We start from the raw sequence: 18,746 nt of genomic DNA on the forward strand, positions 1-18,746 counted from the left end.
ACCTCCCCACATCATATATCTCTACTTATAGTAACAGCATGTGCTATTCCAGGTATAGATTCTCCTTGTAATGCACTGGTAGAAGAATGTAATGCTCCTGTAGATACTAGTAAAATTTTATTGAATTTCCCATTTATTAATTCATTATATAAGTAGCCTCCAAAAACTACTGCAGAACATCCACATCCACTGGCTCCTGCATGAACATCTTGCTTTTCCTGATAAAATATTTCGATACCACAATCCGAGTAGATATTTTCTATGTCCAATCCTTCCTTTTTAAGTAAGTCTAAAGCTATTTCTTTTCCCACATAGCCCAAATCTCCAGTAATTATTAAATCATAATTATCTATAGAAAATCCTGTATCTTGAAAATGAGTTGCTATTGTATCCACTGCAGCTGGTGCCATTGCTGCTCCCATATTACTAGTATCAACTATTCCTGGATCAGATATTTTCCCAGTAGTCACATGTGTTATAAATGGTCCCACCCCTGTAGATGATAATATAGCTGCTCCTGAGGCAGTTGCCGTCCATTGGGCAGTCAGATTTCTCTGATTTCCCAATTCTAGAGGAAATCTAAATTGCCTTTCTGCAGTACTGAAATGGCTAGAAGTAACACATACTAATTTATCTGCATAACCTCCATCTATGGTCATTGCTCCTAAACTCAATGATTCTGTCATTGTGGAACATGCCCCATAAAGACCAAAAAAAGGAATGCCCATCTGTCTTGCTGCAAACCCTGAGGATATGATCTGATTCAAAAGATCTCCCCCAAACATGTATTCTATATCTTTTTGATTTAAATTTCCTTTATTAATAGCTATTTTTATGGCCTCTTGTTGCATTTTACTTTCACATTTTTCCCAAGTCTCTTCTCCCCATAAATCATCTTCCAATATCATATCAAAATAAGCTCTAAGAGGCCCTTCCCCTTCTTTAGGACCTACTACTGTTCCTGTAGATATTATAGATGGTGGGTTTTGAAATCTAACGGTCTGGGCACCTATTTTTTTTATTGCCATATTTTCCATCCTCCTTATACCTTAAATAGTAGATAAAACATGCCCAATATAACAGAGCTTCCAAATCCATAAACCAAAACAGGACCAGCTACCGAAAACATTTTTGCTGCAATCCCAAAGACATAACCCTCTCTTTTGTATTCCATTGCAGGAGAAACTATGGAATTTGCAAATCCTGTTATTGGTACTACAGAACCAGCACCTGCAAATTTTCCTATCTTATCATACACCCCTAATCCCGTTAAAAAAGCACCACTGAATATTAAAATTATAGATGTAGCAGTAGCAACTTGAGTCTTGTTTAATCCTAATCCTTCAAGATAATTAGATATAAACTGTCCTATTGTACATATGATCCCTCCTACTATAAATGCCCTTATACAATTTCTCATATATGTAGGCTTAGGAGATATATTTTCTACATATTCTTTGTATTCTTTTTTATTGATATTTTTCATTTAATCAATCCTTTCTTATTTCATAAAAATCCAATAGAAAAGTGAACCAAAAGTTTTTCCTAAGGCTATAGCTATAATTGTATATTTTAAATATACACTTAATTTTAATCTTCTTTTAAGTATAGGTAAGACATTTACTACTTCTGCCAATGCGGCAGCAATTAATCCTATGAATACACCTGATAATAATCCTATGGGTACAATAACTAATTTACTAATATTTATATTTAACCCTAAAAAACTTAAAATGGTAGTCACAACCACACCCATAGTAATTATCTTTTCATAAAAAGATATATATTGATAAGAATTAGTAAGTTGTGACAGTCTAGGTACTATATCCAATAATGTAATAAAAGAAGCCACTGCTGTACCTGTAGCCAAACCTCCAGCTAATCCTGTAACGATTATTAATCCCTTATACAATACTTTCATCCTCCATTAACTGCTATTATTTTGTTTTGCATTTTCCAAAACATAATCATCTATATTCTTTTTATACATAAATGTCTCTATCTCAAGAGGACTAGGTTCTTTTTTATATCTCTTTTTCATTATATGATTAAAAAAACTAAGCATACCTATACTCAATCCTATAGAATACGGGATTTCCATCAATAAATTTTCTCCCTTTACTTTTTCACCTGTAACTATTAAATATATTTGGTCAAAAGCCCCTTCCATATTTACATCTTCATGGAAATTTATTATTGCTATAGCAGCACCTATAAAAAGTAAAAAGCTCACTGCCACAACTTTTATATATTCAGCTGTTGGATTCTTATAATTATTTTCTTTTATATTTACTAATATCTCTGGACTACCAAAGACTACAATATCTAAATTTTTCGAGGTTTTATCTATACACTTTATAACCTCAATAACAGATATCACTTGATTCTTTTGATCTTTTACAGTTGTTATCTGAATATTTAATAATTCTTCCATTAATTTTTCATCTATACAATATATATTTGCTATATCTTTTAATTTTATAATTCCATAGGGTTTTTTAGATATTTTATTTTCCAATTGTACAAATACTCGAATATTTTCTATTGTATATCCCTCCCTATGTTATTATTCATGACTAAAATTGCCTTTTTAGGCACTTCTTTAGAGGAATTATTACTAATAAAAAAAGCATATGCTATACTAACACTTATAAATATGATAAAAACAAATAATATTAATTTTCTTCTAAAATTCATATCTATATCACCCCATAAATATTTCTAATTTTATTATTTACTATTATATATTTTTAATACTTAATAAAATTAGAAATGAAAATTGACTGTCTTAAGACAGTCAATTTTCATTAAGTATTTTTTTCATATTATTAAGTACTTTCTTTTCTATTCTAGAAACCTGTACTTGGGATATGCCCAATTTTTTAGCTATTGCTGTCTGGGTCTTGTCCTCAAAATATCTCATAATAATTATTTGCCTTTCTCTAGGTTTAAGCCTTCCTATCAATTCCTTTACTGTTATCCTATCAAGGATTTTAGAATCTTCATTTTCTACGCCCTCTATTCTATCTATCAAATGTATAGGTGAGCCATCTTTATGATGTATCACATCATACAAATATTCGGGATTAGCATTTGATTCTAAAGCCATGATTATATCTTCTTTGTCTATATCTAACTCATTTGATATTTCTTGAATACTAGGCTCTCTTCCTAAAGTTTTAAACATTCTTTCCCTAGTTGCTTTAGCCTTATTTGCAGTTTGTTTTAACGACCTACTAACCTTTATTATACCATCATCTCGTAGAAACCTCTTTATTTCTCCCATTATCATTGGAACCGCATATGTAGAAAATTTTACATTATAGGTAGTATCAAATTTATCTATAGCTTTGATAAGTCCTATGGATCCCAGTTGAAATAAGTCTTCCCCTTCATGTCCTCTATTACTAAATCTTTTTACTATACTTCTTATCAATCCTATATTATTTTCAAGCAATATAGTTTGTGCTGACTTATCTCCTTTTTGAGCCCTTGCTATCAATCTCATGGTCTCATCATGAGTCAGCAATCCATTTTCTTCTCTTTCTAAGAAATCTCCTCCCATATTATATCTACTCCTCTATAGAGACAGTATTAAGTTCCTTAGTCATTATTATTTTAGTACCTTTACCTTCTTCCGAAAATACTTTAAGATTATCCATAAATGTTTCCATAACAGTAAAACCCATGCCTGATCTTTCCAACTCTGGTTTAGATGTATATAAGGGTTCCATTGCTCTTTCAACATCTTTTATCCCTTTTCCATGATCCTGTACAATTATTTTTATTTTATTATCTTCAATAGAACACTCTATTATTACTATCCCTTTAGCATTTTCATACCCATGTATAATAGCATTAGTTACAGCCTCTGATACTGCGGTTTTTATATCTGCTAATTCTTCTATAGTAGGATCTAATTGGGAAGCAAAGGAAGCTACTACCACTCTAGCAAAGGCTTCATTTTGAGATTTGCTGGGCATTTCCAGTCTCATATTATTTTCAATCATAATTTATAACACTCCTTTAAATATTATCAATAATTTCATGGGGATCGCTATAAATATCTATTATCTTTAAAATCCCTGAAATCTGTAAAATCTTTCTTACCCTCTCCCCTACATTTACTAAATATAATCTGCCTCCATTTTCACTTACCATCTTGTACCTACCCATAATCAGACCTATTCCAGAACTATCCATAAAATTAATATTGGATAAATCAATAATCATATTTTTTAGTCTTTTAATAGAATAATAGCTATCAATCTTTTCCCTAGCAGTTTCAGCAGTATGATGATCTATCTCTCCACTAAAGGTTATTAAGAGATAATCTTCTTCTACTTTAAATCGTATCCTCATATCACTTTCCCTCCTTCATCTATATATACATCTATTCTCTATATCTAATTTCTTTCCCTTCAATGAAATTTGACTTGTTTTGTAATTATTAGTTATATATTGTCATCTTTTTTATTATAGACCATTCTTTTAATTTTTCTTTTTCTGGTTTAGTATTTGCAGGACTAGTAGAAGGTAAAGTATGATAACTTTCTATCCCTGCAATATCAAATCCTACATGCTTTTTAAACATATCTCTTGCCTTTGTTCCATTAAAGAATATATGTTTTATATTTGTATATTTATTTAAAAACTCAATAATTTCATTGGGACTTTCATTTTTTATATTGGAATCAAGGCTTCCTTCCCTTTCACAATATTTTAATACGTCCCATAAAGCAATCTTATGTTCTATAAGAAATTTAACTTTATTTTCATATTGTTCATCAGGCTCTCTATCAAATAATTTATATACTATTTTCCAAAATTGATTCCTTTTAAAAGCATAATACTGACCTCTTCTTAAAGATTCTCTACCTGGCATTGATCCAAAAATAAGCATTTTACAATCTCTATGTACTATTGGAGAAAATGATTCTAACACAATCCACCACATCCTTTTCGTAAATAATATGTTAAATATAAATTTTCATGAAATTACCTATTGACATTATCCCACTATATCATTATAATATAACATAATTATTAATTAAATTTAATATATAAAATGACTATGATGAGACGAGTAGATACAGAGTGTAGTTATAAGCGAGTCGGTGATGGTGAAAGACCGATACGAATCCTGTATTGAAGAACAGCTCTGAGTTGCTAGCTGAAATCTTTAGATAGTAGGTTTAGACGGAATCCAGACCGTTATTTGCTGGAGCAATATCGAGTATATCTTTACTCCGTATTGTATTTGTAAGAGGACCTTTTTTATATTGGTCAATTAGGGTGGTACCGCGTAAGCAAAGTCTTTCGTCCCTTTATAGGGGATGAAGGGCTTTTTTTATTTACAAAAAATAAGGAGGTATAACAAATGATTGAAAAATTGATAATTCCAAGAGATTACTGTCCCACACTAGACATAAGAGAAACTGAAGTCGCAATTAAAAAACTAAAGGATTTTTTTGAAAGAAATTTATCAGAAAAATTAAATTTAACAAGAGTGTCAGCTCCCTTATTTGTAAAATCTGACACTGGTTTAAATGATAACTTAAATGGAGTGGAAAAACCCATCGGCTTCCAAATAAAAAATGATAATTATTCAAGGGCTGAAATAGTACATTCTCTAGCTAAGTGGAAACGTATGGGCCTTTATAGATATGGTTTCAAGAGTAATGAAGGACTTTATACCGATATGAATGCCATTAGAACGGAGGAAGAATTTGATAACCTTCATTCCATATATGTAGACCAATGGGATTGGGAAAAAGTAATAAAAAAAGAAGAAAGAACTGAAAGTAAATTAAAAGATATTGTTCAAGACATATATTCCGTCTTCAAAGAAACAGAAGATTATATATCTAAAATTTATCCTCAATTTACAAAAATATTGCCCGAAGATATCTATTTTATTACAACTCAAGAACTTGAAGATAAATATCCTAAACTCTCTCCAAAGGAAAGAGAACATGCCATTGCTCGAGAGAAAAAAGCCGTTTTCATAATGAAAATTGGTGACACATTAAAATCAGGTATTAAACATGATGGCCGTTCTCCTGATTATGACGATTGGAAACTAAATGGTGACATTATATTTTACTATCCAGTCTTAGATATGGCCTTCGAACTTTCATCTATGGGAATAAGAGTAGATGCTGAAGCCTTAAAAAAACAATTAGAAAAATCCCATTGTGAAAACAGATTAAAATTTGATTTCCATCAAATGGTTATAGATGAAAAACTCCCATTCACTGTTGGAGGGGGCATAGGACAATCGAGGATATGTATGTTTTTCTTGAGAAAGGCCCATATAGGAGAAGTACAGTCTTCCATTTGGCCTAATGAAATGATAGAAAAATGTGCAGAACATAAGATCGCATTGTTATAAAGTCACAATTAAGACTTAGACTGATGACAAAGCATAGAAACAATCATTAATCTTAGGTGAAGTAGTTAGTAGTTAACTATGAACTACTAACTACTTTCCTATATTTTATAAATTTCAATCTCAATATTTTAAAATGCTTCCCACAGATAATTCACACACATTAGCAACACTAGATAATTCAATTTTGGATTTTAAATCCGTACAATGACAGGGATGTATCTTTTCTATACTTTTAGATTTAATATAGTCTAATGTTTTATTAATAATATCACTTTCAGGATTTATCAGATGCAATCCCCCTATTAAATCTACTATATTATTTCCTTGGGAATAATATAGTGCATTTTCTATTATATTACATATGCCTGAATGGGAACAGCCCGTTATTATTATAATTTCATGATTCTTTTCATATACTAATGCAGTATCATCTATCATATAGTCATCATAGTATTTGCCATCTTTATAATATTTACCTAAAATATTTTGTCCTTCGAAATTATTTATTCTTTTTATTTCCCCTAGATATGTAATATTTTCCGTTAACTTTAAAGGTATTTTGGTGAATTTTGTATTGAAATGTCTTTTAATTTCTTCTACACCTATTAATGACCCATTTTCTTTATCTGTAACATTATATTTAGGATAAAATGCTAATGGATGTGCTACAAATATAGGTCTATCATCCTTTTCTATCCCCTGTTCCATATACCTTCTTATAAGATGAGGTAATCCCCATGTATGGTCAAAATGTCCATGGGAAAAAACTATATAGTCTAAGTCCATTAAATCTATACCTAGTTCATCTGCATTCTTTATAAATAAGTCCGATGTCCCTACATCAAAAAGTATTTTTTTCCCTTCATCTTCAATATAGTAGGATAGTCCCCACTCTCCCTTTAATTTTACTGATGCATTGTTATCTACTAAAACTTTAATTTTCATAAGAATCCCTCCAGTAAAATATAACTTATAATAAGTATATCATGAAAAGTACTGCATACCATTTATTGCTACAGTTTTTATTTTTAAAATTTATTAAGCTATAAATTTTATGTAAAAATATTAAATTAATGCTATTTTTATGATAGAATACTAAGAAAACAGATAAAAGGAGGATTTAATGAGATATCAAGGAGCAGTATATCGACCACCAAGTGAGGCATATAGTCTTATAATACAAGTTACTTTGGGATGTTCCCATAATAAATGTACTTTTTGTAAAATGTTTAAAGATAAAAAATTTAAAATCAGAAAATATGAGGATATTATAGAAGATTTAATCTCTGCACGAAAATATTATAAAAGAGTAGATAGGATATTTCTAGCTGATGGTGATGCGTTGATTTTAAAAACAGAGGATTTAGAAAAAATCCTTTTAAAAATAAAAGAATTGTTTCCAGAATGTAGACGTGTTGGAATTTACGGTACACCTGGAGATATCATGAGAAAATCTATAGATGAACTCAAGAGATTAAAAGAGCTAGGATTAAAAATATTATATCTTGGTGTAGAATCAGGTAGTGATAATATTCTTAAAAAGATCAATAAAGGGGCTACATCTGATGAAATGATATTAGCAGGAAAAAAAGTTATGGAATCTGGCATCAAACTGTCCATAACGATTATTTCTGGACTTGGCGGTATATCTATGTGGGAAGAACATGCCAAAGAAACTGGTAGAGTTATAAGTGCCATAAATCCTGATTATTTAGGTTTACTTACTTTATTGGTAGAACCCAATACAGAATTATATGATGAAGTTCAAAGAGGACAATTCAAACTTCTTTCTCCTAAAGAAATAGTTGCAGAGACAAAACTATTATTAGAACATTTAAATGTATCTAATTGTATATTTAGAAGTAATCATGCATCAAATTATATACCTCTAGCAGGTACATTACCACAAGACAAAGAAAATTTAATATCTCTTCTAAATGAAGCTCTCAATAGTGAATTTGACTATAGAGATGAACACTTTAGAAGACTTTAAAAAATAACAATATCTTTTACTAAGAATGTCTCATATTATTAACAATCATGTATTTATAATAAAAGAAAAGTTAGTAGGTATTAGTTAGTAGTTTAATGATAAAATCCATAGGGCTTCCACTATAAACTACTAACTACGTACTACCAACTACTAACTATATTCACAATCAATCCCTGTTTTTCCCATTATTCTAAATTTATCATATCTTCTTTTCATTAATTCTTCAACACGCAATTTTTTCAAATCTACTATCTCTTTTATTAAGTATTTTTTTACTTCGTAAGATATAAAGTCTATATCTTTATGGGCCCCACCTAATGGCTCCTTTATGACCTTATCTATTACTCCCAATTTCATAATATCTCGGGCAGTTAATTTCATAACCTCTGAAGCCTTTTTAGAAAGCTTGGCATCTTTCCAGAGTATACTTGCCAATCCCTCTGGAGATATAACTGAGTATATGGAGTTTTCCAGCATTGCTATACTATCAGCTATAGCTAGTCCCAATGCACCACCACTTCCTCCTTCTCCTATTACTACTGATACAATCGGCACCTTCAATGTACTCATTTCCATAAGATTTACAGCTATTGCCTGCCCTTGTCCCCTTTCTTCTGCACCTAAACCACAATATGCACCTGGAGTGTCAATTAAGGTTATAATGGGTCTATTAAATTTTTCTGCCTGTTTCATAAGTCTTAATGCCTTCCTATATCCTTCAGGATGAGACATACCAAACTTCCTAGTGATATTTTCTTTGGTATCCTTACCCTTTTGATGTCCTATAATAGTAACAGCAATATCATCAATATACCCTATTCCTCCTATTACAGCACTGTCATCACCATATGCCCTATCTCCATGAAATTCAATAAAATCTGTGCATATATTATTAATATAATCTAAAGTTGTAGGTCTATCAATCCTTCTAGCCAATTGAACCCTTTGCCATGATGAAAGATTATTATATGTATTTTCCTTCATCTCAATTAGTTTTTCCCTCATTTTTTTTATTTCCATAGATAAGTCCATATCATTTTGACTAGATATACTTTCCAGCTCTTTTATTTTCTCCTCTAATGCTATAAGGGGTTTTTCAAAATCCATTGCATTATTCATTGTATGCACCCCCATATCCATGTATTTTCAATATCTTAAATAATATATCTTTTAGATCTTTTCTGTGAACAACTTTGTCCACAAATCCCTTTTCCTTAAGAAATTCAGCCCTTTGAAATCCCTCAGGAAGTTTTTTCTTTATTGTTTGCTCAATAACTCTAGGACCTGCAAATCCTATTAATGCACCCGGCTCAGATAATATTATATCTCCTAACATGGCAAAACTAGCAGTAACCCCTCCAGTAGTAGGATCAGTAAAAACAGACACATACAATAATCCTTTATCAGATAATCGCTTTAATGCTGCAGATGTCTTGGCCATTTGCATAAGAGATAGTATCCCTTCTTGCATTCTAGCTCCTCCCGAAGCCGAACATATAATTATGGGTAATTCTTCTTTCATAGCCCTTTCTATGGCCATGGTAATCTTTTCTCCCACTACTATTCCCATACTACCCATTATAAAATCAGATTCCATAATACATATAACAGTATCTATTCCATTTATTTGTCCAATACCACTAATAACCCCTTCATCGAGTCCAGTTTTATTTTTAGCATTAGTTATTTTTTCTTCATAACCTGGAAAATCTAATGGATTATCATCATTTAAATTTTCTTCAAAACATATAAAAGAATCCTCATCTATTAGTATATTTATTCTATCCATTGCACTTACTTTATAATGGAATCCACAATTATCACATGTATTCAAATGAGTTTTTAGTATATCTGTATTTAATTTTTTTCCACATTTTTTACATAATATTTCACCTTTGGATAGAGGAGCTTGTTTATTGGTGCTTAAAGGTTTAGTTTTAATTTCTGTATTCTGCTTAGTTTGGGCTATATCCATAGTAGCATATTTTTTCTTTTTAAATAAGTCTTTTATCATATGATACCTCCTCCTTCCAATAATTTGTCATTAATAAAGGAAGTATTTATTTCATTTTTTATATAATATTCATTAGACATAATTATCTTATGGAATCTGAGATTAGTTTTTACTCCTTCAATAACAGTTTCGTCTAATACCCTCTTCATTCTTGATATAGCTTCTTCTCTATTGTTTCCCCAAACAATAAGCTTACCAATCATAGAGTCATAATAGGGTGGTATCTTATATCCACTATATATATGGGTATCTACCCTTACACCCATGCCCCCAGGAGAATAAAATATATCTATAGTTCCTGGTACTGGCCTAAAATTCTTTTCTATATCCTCTGCATTTATCCTACACTCTATGGCATGACCTGTAAGTTTAATATCTTTTTGCTTATAAGAAATTTTTTCTCCATTTGCTATTCTAATCTGCTCTTTTACTATATCTATATTACTAACTAATTCTGTAACTGGATGTTCCACTTGTATTCTAGTATTCATCTCTATAAAATAAAAATCATGATTTTTATCTAATAAAAACTCTACAGTGCCTACACTTATATAATCAACTGCTTTTGCTGCTTTTATTGCTGCTTTACCCATATCTCTTCTCAATTCATGGTTTATGACTAAAGAAGGTGCTTCTTCAATTACTTTTTGATTTCTTCTCTGCAATGAACAATCTCTGTCTCCTAAATGCACTACATTGCCATATCTATCTGCCAATATTTGAAATTCTATATGCCTAGGGTCTTCTATATACTTTTCTATATACATCCCATCATCACCAAAAGCTGCTAAAGATTCAGATTTAGCCATAGCAAAAAATTTATCGAACTCTTCTGCATCTTTTGCTATTCTCATACCTCTACCGCCACCACCACTGGCTGCTTTTATCATAACAGGAAACCCTATATCCTTTGCAGTTTCTAGTGCCTTACTTTTATCATTAGTTGAACTTTCAGAACCTGGGATAACTGGAACACCATTTTTCATCATTATTTCTCTAGCCACTGATTTATTTCCCATCATGCTTATGTGTTCCCCTTTAGGTCCTATAAATACAATATTATTGTCTTCACACATCTTTGCAAATTTAGGGTTTTCAGATAAAAACCCATAACCAGGGTGTATTGCATCACAGTTCTTAGCTAAAGCCGCACTTATTATATTTTCCATTTTTAAATAACTTTTAGTAGATGAAGGAGGGCCTATACATATAGATTCATCTGCCATATGTACATGTAATGAATCCATATCCGCCTGAGAATATATAGCAACTGTAGCTATACCCATTTCTTTACAAGCTCTTATTATTCTTACAGCAATTTCTCCTCTATTTGCTATTAGAATTTTATTTAACATAAAATATTTACCCCCTAATTTTCATAAGTGGTTGGCCATATTCTACCACATCTTCATTTTCTACTAATACTTCAACTATTTCTCCATTTATTTCACTTTGTATTTCATTCATCATTTTCATAGCTTCAATTATACACAACGTATCTCCTTTGCTAACCTGATGGCCAATCTTCACAAACGGATCATCTTCAGGACTTGACGCTGCATAAAATGTGCCCACTATTGGAGATTTTACTATGTATAAATCCTCCATTTCTTTTTCATTTATTTCTTTATCTGTTTTTTCTTTTACTGTTTTTGTTTCTGATTCTACATTTTCCTTATTTTTGTAGTCTTCTTTTTCTTTAAAAATATTTATTTTTATATCATCCATTTCTATATTCACTTGTTTTATACTGGTTTTATCCACTGTTAAAATCAATTCTCTCAAATCTTTGAAATCCACAATAACTCCTCCTATTAACGGTAAGTTTTATTATCTGGTACTAATATTTGATACTATTATAACATAAGATGGTATTTTTGCAAATAAAAAAGCTTCGATTAAGATCGAAGCCCTTGATTAGTAAAAGGTGTATTCCATTTATTAACGAATACATAGTCATTCACATTTTTTTTAGGATTATGTCCTTTAATCTCTGTACCTTCTCCTATTGGCGTCATTGCTACTACTCTATAGTCATTAGGTATTGATAATATCTCTCTTATTTTGTCCTCATCTATAGATGCTATCCAGCATGTTCCATAGCCTTCGTTTGTAGCAGCCAACACAAAATGTTCCATAGCTATTGCACTATCTACTAAATAATACTGTCTATCTGCAACAACTCCTGAACTTGCAGGGTCTGCTACTACTACTGCAACCATAGGCGCTTCCGCTATAGCATTAGATGCCTCTGTAGTATCATTTATTACTGTCTTTGATAATTCTTCTTTTTTCAATTGATCGTCTACAAGTAAAAATTTATAAGATGACTTATCCTTCCACGATGGAGACATCATAGCAGCATTAATCATTCTAGCAAGTTTATCTTGTTTCAATGGAATATTCTTATATTTTTTTACACTAACCCTATTCTCAACCACATCATAAAATTGCATATTGTAGCACTTCCTTTCTAAGTATTTAACTCATATCTTATTTTTTACATAAACAAATAATTTATTCTGATTGGCATATGTTTTTTGTTTCCTTTATTAGATTTTTAAATAACTGTAATGCTTTAAAACCCATATATATTGTTATATAATAATGTGATAGAATTTTAATAACAAAATTTTCTATTAAAATATATTTTTGTACTAATTTCAATAAATAACATTTTACATAAAAACATTTTAGAGGAGGCTGTATATTTTGAATATCGCAATAGTAGGTGCAGGAAAGGGTGGAAAAGCCTTACTGCAATCATTGACAAAAATAGAGGATATATCAGTATCTATAATAATAGACACAAATATTAATGCACTAGGTATATCATTAGCTAAAAAGTTAGGAGTCAAATATTCCAACGATTTAAACGATATGGAATGTATTAATTTAGATATGATAATTGAAGCTACTGGAAATTCTGATCTAGTAAAAAAACTTAATAATGAATTCAGTAACAAATGTAAAATAATTGATTCCCATGGAGCATATCTAATAATGACTCTAGTTGAAAAAAATAATCAAACCTTAGATAATTTGAATAGACATTTAGACTTAATTAATGATGCATCCTCTCATATTGAAACACAATTGATCAATATAAACACTTCTGTAGAACGTATTTATAATGTTAGTGAAAATCTGATTAATACCGCTGAAATTTCCAGTAAATACATAGAAAAAAGTGATAAAATTATTCAATATGTCAATAAAATAGCTAAGCAAACAAAAATATTAGGATTAAACGCCAATATAGAAGCTACTAGAGCTGGAGAACATGGAAAAGGTTTTTCTGTAGTTGCCAATGAAATACAAAAGATGGCATCAAGTAGCGAAGAATTTGCTAGTGAAATAAATGACATTTTGATGCATCTCTCAGAAGAAATTAAAAATATTAATAAAGAAACTGATAGCTTAAATACTTTATCTCAAAATCAGCTTAATTCTTCAGAACAAGTAAGTGCTCAAATCAAGAGGTTAAACAGTCAAAAAGAAAATTTATCCATGTTTTAAAAAACATCTTTAGGGTAAAAATAAATAAATGCTCATTGGAGGAGGAATTTTATTGTCAAAGTCATTTGATGGAAAAAAACTCATTAAAACTATTATTTTAACAGAAAAAAAAATTTCTGATCTTTATGAATCGCTATCTGAAAAGACCAAAGACAAAAAGGCTGCAAATTTATTTAAAACCCTAGCCAAAGATGAAAAAAGACATCAAAAAATATATCAGTCTTTACTTAACAAACTTCCTAATCAAGGTATTATAGAACTAGATGACAATGATGCAGACTATATAGACTTACTTATAGAAACTAATATATTTAAAAATGAAGAGCTAAAAAAAAGCTATTCAAAATTAGATGCTTTAGAAATTGCTGAAAAAGTAGAAAGAGACGGTATACTATTTATAAATGAATTAAAGAATCTATATCCCGATTTGGCAAAGGATCAAATTAAAATTATTTTAACAGAAGAAAAAAAACATTTAAAACTAGTACTAGATAAAAAATTATACTCCACATCTTCATCTCTAATGTTATAGTCATAAAAACACTGATTTTAAAATCAGTGTTTTTATTTTCCTTTATATATTCCAGGAAGTATTACTTTAAAATAGTTTTTCTTTGCAGAACTAATAAACTTAACTTTTCCCCATCCTTCAAAGGCATTTTTAATTCTGTTAAGACCTGTTCCTGTCTTTATAAATCTTCCCTTATCATCTAAAACTAAGATTCTCTGATATAGCCAATTATTTCTTCTAAATGGATTTCTCTCTGAAATCATGTTATTAATTCTATCATTATAAGATACACTACCTGGGTTGCTGATCTCTACAGCACTTCTAGATATATTAACTACTATTTCCCTTTTGTAGTCAAAATAATCTCTATGTATTAGAGCATTAGATAAACATTCATTTAATCCACCCATGGGATAATTATATTTATCTAAAAGTGTAGTTAAAAATTCTGTACTATTATCTAAAATTTCTAGAATATTACCATTAAATTTTTCAGCAATTTCCTCATCCTCTTTTTCATATATAAGTTTTAATCCCGTATGTGGCAAATAAATTTGAGGGTTTTTACAGAATAACAATAATCCACCAACGGTAGGACAGTAATTGTTACTATCTTCATCCATATGTATTATACCTAAATTACTTAATATAAGCTCATCATATTCATGATTAGAAGTTATTTTCTCTATATATTTTTCTATGGTAGTTTTATCTAGTACATCTATACCTACATTATATACAGGTATTAACTCATTATTTATAACCCCTGATTTTTGAAACATATTTGCAATCTCATCTCTTCTGGCCACATCTGTAGTTGACCCTCGCCTTATATAAAATGCCCCTGTTTGAAGCATCTGATGAGGTTTTTTTCTACTTCTAAAGATAGTAATAACAGAAACCGTCTTTTCTTCTATATTAAAAAATTCTACTCTTATATTTACAGGTGGATCACATCTAGAGCCTATTATTTGCTGTATTCTTTCCTCATTTATATTATTGGAATCTATCCCTACTATATCTTTAGTTTTGTCCTTTACTCCTATTATAAGATGTCCCCTCCCCCCTTGGCTATTAGCTATGGCAATTACATCCTTTACCAACTCTTTTTTATCCGATTCTGTTTCTAAGTCTAGCATCTCTTTATAATCCAATTTAGGTCCTTCCCCTTTGTTCAATAAAAGCTCTAATTTGCTTAAATCCAAATTAAATCCCCCTCATATCCATATGTTTTTTATCAAATCCTACTAACATAGCTAATACTAGTTTCTTTATCTGGCTTTATGAAAACATTTTATATAATTATACACCTTTTATTTCTTTTATATGCCCTTTATAATTATTACATTTCATTTACCTATATTATACCCTCTATTTATTAAAGAAATTATATAAAAAAGACCTCGAACAAAGTCAAGGCCTTTTTTTATCACTTTCTAATTATAATTTCATCACAATATTCTCCCATACTTCTTTTAACTTCGTTTATTATATTATCTTTAAATGGAGTTAAAACTCCCTTTCCTATTATAACAGAATCCCCATCTCTAAAATTTTGTATGGCATATCTCTTAGAACCACTTAACATCTTACCTATATCTATTAAATCCTGCTGAGTCAATAATTCATTACAAACAGTAGTCCTAAATTCATAATCTATATCACTATTTTTTATTATATCAATGCTTTTATATATGGGTTTTATATCTAAATCTACATTAACTACATCTTTATATTTATCTAACGGTGCCTTTATATCCATCGCTATATAATCTAAAAGCTCTTCATCTAAAAGTGTATTTAATAGTTCATAGTTGGTACCATTGGTATCTAATTTTACTAAAAAGCCCTTTTCTTTAATCTTTTTTATAAAACTATAAAGCCCTTGATGTAGTGTAGGTTCTCCTCCAGAAATACATAGAGCATTTATATATTTGTTTCTTTTTTCTAGATACGATATTATAAACTTTTCTGATATTTCTTCACCAGTATTGTATACTAAATGGGAATTATGACAATATGAACACCTAAAATTACATCCTGCTGTAAATACTACCGTAGAAATCTTATCTGGATAATCTATAAATGATGACTTCTGCATCCCTTTAAATATCAAATATCTCAACTCCCTATTACAAAGCTTTACTTATTTCAAATTCTAATCTATCTTTATATTCTTCTCTCTTTCCTTTATTCCAAGACTGTACAGGCCTGTGAAATCCTACAACTCTAGTCCACACTTCAGTTTCATTTCCACATTTAGGACATGTAAAATGCTCTCCTTTTATATATCCATGTTCACTACAAATACTATAAGTAGGAGTAACTGTAAAATATGGAATCCTACTATTTTCAAAAGCTTTTTTTATCAAATTTTTAGTAGCCTCAATACTGTGTATCTCTTCTCCAATAAATCCATGGAATACTGTTCCCCCTGTATATAATGTTTGTAATCTCTCTTGTAATTCTAATGCCTCAAAAACATCTTTAGTATGGTCCACTGGTAATTGGGTAGAATTAGTATAATATGGCTCATCATCTCCTTGCGTGACTATATTCGGATACATTCTTTTATCCATCCTAGCAAATCTATATGCAGCACCTTCAGCAGGTGATGCCTCTAAATTCCAAAGACTACCAGTCTCTTCTTGAAATATTTGTATTACTCTATTCATAAATTCCATTATATCTATAGCAAATTCTTGTCCTTCTTCACTAGTTATATCTTTGCTTAAAAAATTTAAGCAAGCTTCATTCATTCCATTTAATCCTATGGTACTAAAATGATTTTTAAAGTACTCACCATGGGCATCCTTTATCCCTTGAAGATAGTATTTAGAATATGGATACAACCCAACTTCCATATACCTTTCTAATACTTTTCTTTTGGATTCGCATATAGTCTTTGCCTTTTCCATAAGCATCTTTACTTTTCTTTTAAATTCTTCTTTAGTATTAGATAAATACCCTATTCTAGCCATATTTAATGTCACCACATTTATAGACCCTGTAAGAGGATTTGCTCCAAATAAGCCACCACCTCTTTTTCTCAATTCTCTATTATCTAATCTAAGTCTACAACACATGCTTCTAACATCTTCAGGCGAAAGATCACTATTTATAAAATTAGCAAAATATGGTGTCCCATATTTTCTAGTCATCTCCATTATTATATTTGATATTTCAGAATCCCAAGGAAAATCTCTAGTTATATTTATAGTGGGTATTGGAAAACTAAAGCATCTTCCAGCACCATCTCCCTCTATCATAACTTCACAGTATGCCCTATTGAACATATCCATCTCTTCTTGAAATTCCCCATATGTTTCCTCTTTTCTTTTTCCACCTATAATTACAGGTACATTTTTAAGCATTGGATGGGGAGCAATATCTAATGTTATATTTGTAAAAGGTGTTTGAAATCCTACTCTAGTAGGTATATTAAGATTAAATATAAATCCTTGAACCGCATCCTTAACCTCATTATATGAAAGCCCATCATATCTAATAAATGGAGCTACATATGTATCCAAAGAACTTATGGCCTGTGCTCCAGCCGCCTCTCCTTGAAGTGTATATAACCAATTCACTATTTGTCCCAACAATGACCTAAAGTGTTTAGCTGGTTTTGATTCTATCTTTCCATTAGCTCCTTTAAACCCATTTATTAAAAGTCCTTCTAAATCCCATCCACAACAATATGGAGCCAATAGGCCTAAATCATGTATATGTAGATCTCCATTTGTATGGGCATCCCTAAGTTTTTTTGTATATATCTTTTGCAACCAATACTTTTTTGTCACAGCTTCAACTATATGATTATTAAGTCCCTGTAAACTAAAACCCATATTGGCATTTTCTTTTATTCTCCAATCATCTAAAGAGACATAATCATCTACCATCCTTTCTCCATCCATCAAAAGATTTTCAACTTCTCTGATTTCTTCATGTCTATTCCTATAGAGTATATATGCTTTAGCTGTCCTCGCATGTCCCTCTTCTATAAGTACCTTTTCTACTATATCTTGAATATCTTCAACAGTAGGTACTCCAGCTCCAAAGGCTTCTTCAGATATTTGTACTACCATATTAGCCAAATCTCTAGCCTTTTTTCTATCACTACCTCCAACAGATTTAGCTGCTTTAAAAATAGCATTTTCTATTTTCAATGGATCAAAATCTACTATACTACCATCCCTTTTTTGTACTTTTTTAGCCATAAAATCTCCTCCAAATTATATAAAATAAAAAAAACCGGCAGAGTTCCGCCGGAATGTACCATTAAAATGGCCATAACAATCCCATATTAAATTAG

Annotated in this window: 21 protein-coding genes and 1 other annotated feature; of the genes, 4 read left to right on the forward strand and 17 right to left on the reverse strand. The window is 30.4% G+C overall.

The annotated features are described in order from the left end of the window. Positions 1-11: 11 nt before the first annotated feature. The 8 genes from spoVAD to Q326_RS0102760 form a co-directional block, all read right to left on the reverse strand. Positions 12-1,028 (reverse strand): stage V sporulation protein AD, encoded by a 1,017-nt coding sequence (spoVAD, locus tag Q326_RS0102720; RefSeq protein ID WP_026893995.1) that lies wholly within the window; start codon positions 1,026-1,028, stop codon positions 12-14. A 14-nt stretch (positions 1,029-1,042) separates the two neighbouring features. After that, positions 1,043-1,486 carry a stage V sporulation protein AC gene (spoVAC, locus tag Q326_RS0102725; protein ID WP_026893996.1) on the reverse strand — a complete coding sequence of 148 codons (444 nt, stop codon included), beginning with the start codon at positions 1,484-1,486 and terminating at the stop codon, positions 1,043-1,045. A gap of 15 nt (positions 1,487-1,501) precedes the next feature. Next, a complete protein-coding gene (locus Q326_RS0102730) occupies positions 1,502-1,912 on the reverse strand; it encodes a stage V sporulation protein AB (RefSeq protein ID WP_051531037.1) in 411 nt (136 codons plus the stop codon). A 15-nt stretch (positions 1,913-1,927) separates the two neighbouring features. Further along, the gene (locus Q326_RS0102735) at positions 1,928-2,545 is read right to left on the reverse strand and encodes a stage V sporulation protein AA (protein ID WP_026893998.1); all 618 of its coding nucleotides are present in this window, start codon (positions 2,543-2,545) and stop codon (positions 1,928-1,930) included. A gap of 252 nt (positions 2,546-2,797) precedes the next feature. Beyond that, the gene (gene sigF / locus Q326_RS0102745; RefSeq protein WP_026893999.1) at positions 2,798-3,565 is read right to left on the reverse strand and encodes an RNA polymerase sporulation sigma factor SigF; all 768 of its coding nucleotides are present in this window, start codon (positions 3,563-3,565) and stop codon (positions 2,798-2,800) included. A 7-nt stretch (positions 3,566-3,572) separates the two neighbouring features. Beyond that, positions 3,573-4,010: an anti-sigma F factor gene (spoIIAB, locus tag Q326_RS0102750; RefSeq protein WP_026894000.1), complete on the reverse strand. Its 438-nt coding sequence runs from the start codon at positions 4,008-4,010 to the stop codon at positions 3,573-3,575. A gap of 16 nt (positions 4,011-4,026) precedes the next feature. Further along, positions 4,027-4,362, reverse strand: a complete 336-nt coding sequence (gene spoIIAA, locus Q326_RS0102755) for an anti-sigma F factor antagonist (protein WP_026894001.1) — start codon at positions 4,360-4,362, stop codon at positions 4,027-4,029. Between the two features lie 88 nt (positions 4,363-4,450). Further along, positions 4,451-4,945: a DNA-deoxyinosine glycosylase gene (locus Q326_RS0102760; RefSeq protein WP_245592047.1), complete on the reverse strand. Its 495-nt coding sequence runs from the start codon at positions 4,943-4,945 to the stop codon at positions 4,451-4,453. A gap of 120 nt (positions 4,946-5,065) precedes the next feature. Next, positions 5,066-5,330: a binding site (T-box leader), on the forward strand. Positions 5,331-5,380: 50 nt separating this feature from the next. Here Q326_RS0102760 and asnA point away from each other — a divergent pair. Beyond that, positions 5,381-6,394 carry an aspartate--ammonia ligase gene (asnA, locus tag Q326_RS0102765; RefSeq protein ID WP_026894003.1) on the forward strand — a complete coding sequence of 338 codons (1,014 nt, stop codon included), beginning with the start codon at positions 5,381-5,383 and terminating at the stop codon, positions 6,392-6,394. Positions 6,395-6,514: 120 nt separating this feature from the next. Here asnA and Q326_RS0102770 read toward each other — a convergent pair whose 3' ends face one another. Continuing rightward, complete coding sequence (locus Q326_RS0102770; protein WP_026894004.1) at positions 6,515-7,339, reverse strand: MBL fold metallo-hydrolase; 825 nt, start codon at positions 7,337-7,339, stop codon at positions 6,515-6,517. 178 nt (positions 7,340-7,517) lie between these two features. On the opposite strand from Q326_RS0102770, the gene Q326_RS0102775 reads away from it, so the two are divergent. Further along, positions 7,518-8,387: a radical SAM protein gene (locus tag Q326_RS0102775; protein WP_026894005.1), complete on the forward strand. Its 870-nt coding sequence runs from the start codon at positions 7,518-7,520 to the stop codon at positions 8,385-8,387. A 150-nt stretch (positions 8,388-8,537) separates the two neighbouring features. On the opposite strand, the gene Q326_RS0102780 is transcribed toward Q326_RS0102775, so the two are convergent. From Q326_RS0102780 to Q326_RS0102800, 5 genes are all read right to left on the reverse strand, one after another. Then, entirely contained in the window at positions 8,538-9,506 is a 969-nt protein-coding gene (locus Q326_RS0102780) for an acetyl-CoA carboxylase carboxyltransferase subunit alpha (protein WP_026894006.1), read from the reverse strand. Next, positions 9,499-10,401, reverse strand: coding sequence for an acetyl-CoA carboxylase, carboxyltransferase subunit beta (accD, locus tag Q326_RS0102785; RefSeq protein ID WP_026894007.1), 903 nt, complete (start codon positions 10,399-10,401; stop codon positions 9,499-9,501). Before accD ends, Q326_RS0102780 begins: the two co-directional genes overlap by 8 nt. Then, positions 10,398-11,756: an acetyl-CoA carboxylase biotin carboxylase subunit gene (locus Q326_RS0102790; protein WP_026894008.1), complete on the reverse strand. Its 1,359-nt coding sequence runs from the start codon at positions 11,754-11,756 to the stop codon at positions 10,398-10,400. Before Q326_RS0102790 ends, accD begins: the two co-directional genes overlap by 4 nt. Before the next feature lie 7 nt (positions 11,757-11,763). Then, positions 11,764-12,201 (reverse strand): acetyl-CoA carboxylase biotin carboxyl carrier protein, encoded by a 438-nt coding sequence (accB, locus tag Q326_RS0102795; RefSeq protein WP_026894009.1) that lies wholly within the window; start codon positions 12,199-12,201, stop codon positions 11,764-11,766. A gap of 98 nt (positions 12,202-12,299) precedes the next feature. Continuing rightward, positions 12,300-12,857, reverse strand: a complete 558-nt coding sequence (locus tag Q326_RS0102800; RefSeq protein WP_026894010.1) for a nitroreductase family protein — start codon at positions 12,855-12,857, stop codon at positions 12,300-12,302. A gap of 256 nt (positions 12,858-13,113) precedes the next feature. Here Q326_RS0102800 and Q326_RS0102805 point away from each other — a divergent pair, with 256 nt between their 5' ends. Together Q326_RS0102805 and Q326_RS0102810 are read left to right on the forward strand one after the other, a co-directional pair. Then, entirely contained in the window at positions 13,114-13,920 is an 807-nt protein-coding gene (locus Q326_RS0102805) for a methyl-accepting chemotaxis protein (RefSeq protein WP_026894011.1), read from the forward strand. Positions 13,921-13,972: 52 nt separating this feature from the next. Next, on the forward strand, positions 13,973-14,452 hold the full coding sequence (locus Q326_RS0102810; protein WP_026894012.1) for a ferritin-like domain-containing protein: 480 nt from the start codon (positions 13,973-13,975) through the stop codon (positions 14,450-14,452). A gap of 32 nt (positions 14,453-14,484) precedes the next feature. Here Q326_RS0102810 and Q326_RS0102815 read toward each other — a convergent pair whose 3' ends face one another. The 3 genes from Q326_RS0102815 to Q326_RS0102825 all read right to left on the reverse strand — a co-directional run bounded on the left by Q326_RS0102815 (position 14,485) and on the right by Q326_RS0102825 (position 18,651). After that, entirely contained in the window at positions 14,485-15,636 is a 1,152-nt protein-coding gene (locus tag Q326_RS0102815) for an RNA/DNA-binding domain-containing protein (protein ID WP_026894013.1), read from the reverse strand. 224 nt (positions 15,637-15,860) lie between these two features. Continuing rightward, positions 15,861-16,547 carry an anaerobic ribonucleoside-triphosphate reductase activating protein gene (locus Q326_RS0102820; protein WP_026894014.1) on the reverse strand — a complete coding sequence of 229 codons (687 nt, stop codon included), beginning with the start codon at positions 16,545-16,547 and terminating at the stop codon, positions 15,861-15,863. A gap of 16 nt (positions 16,548-16,563) precedes the next feature. Continuing rightward, complete coding sequence (locus Q326_RS0102825) at positions 16,564-18,651, reverse strand: ribonucleoside triphosphate reductase (protein ID WP_026894015.1); 2,088 nt, start codon at positions 18,649-18,651, stop codon at positions 16,564-16,566. Positions 18,652-18,746 lie beyond the last annotated feature (95 nt).

It is taken from the genome of Clostridiisalibacter paucivorans DSM 22131, assembly GCF_000620125.1.
Taxonomy (GTDB): Bacteria; Bacillota; Clostridia; order Tissierellales; family Clostridiisalibacteraceae; genus Clostridiisalibacter; species Clostridiisalibacter paucivorans.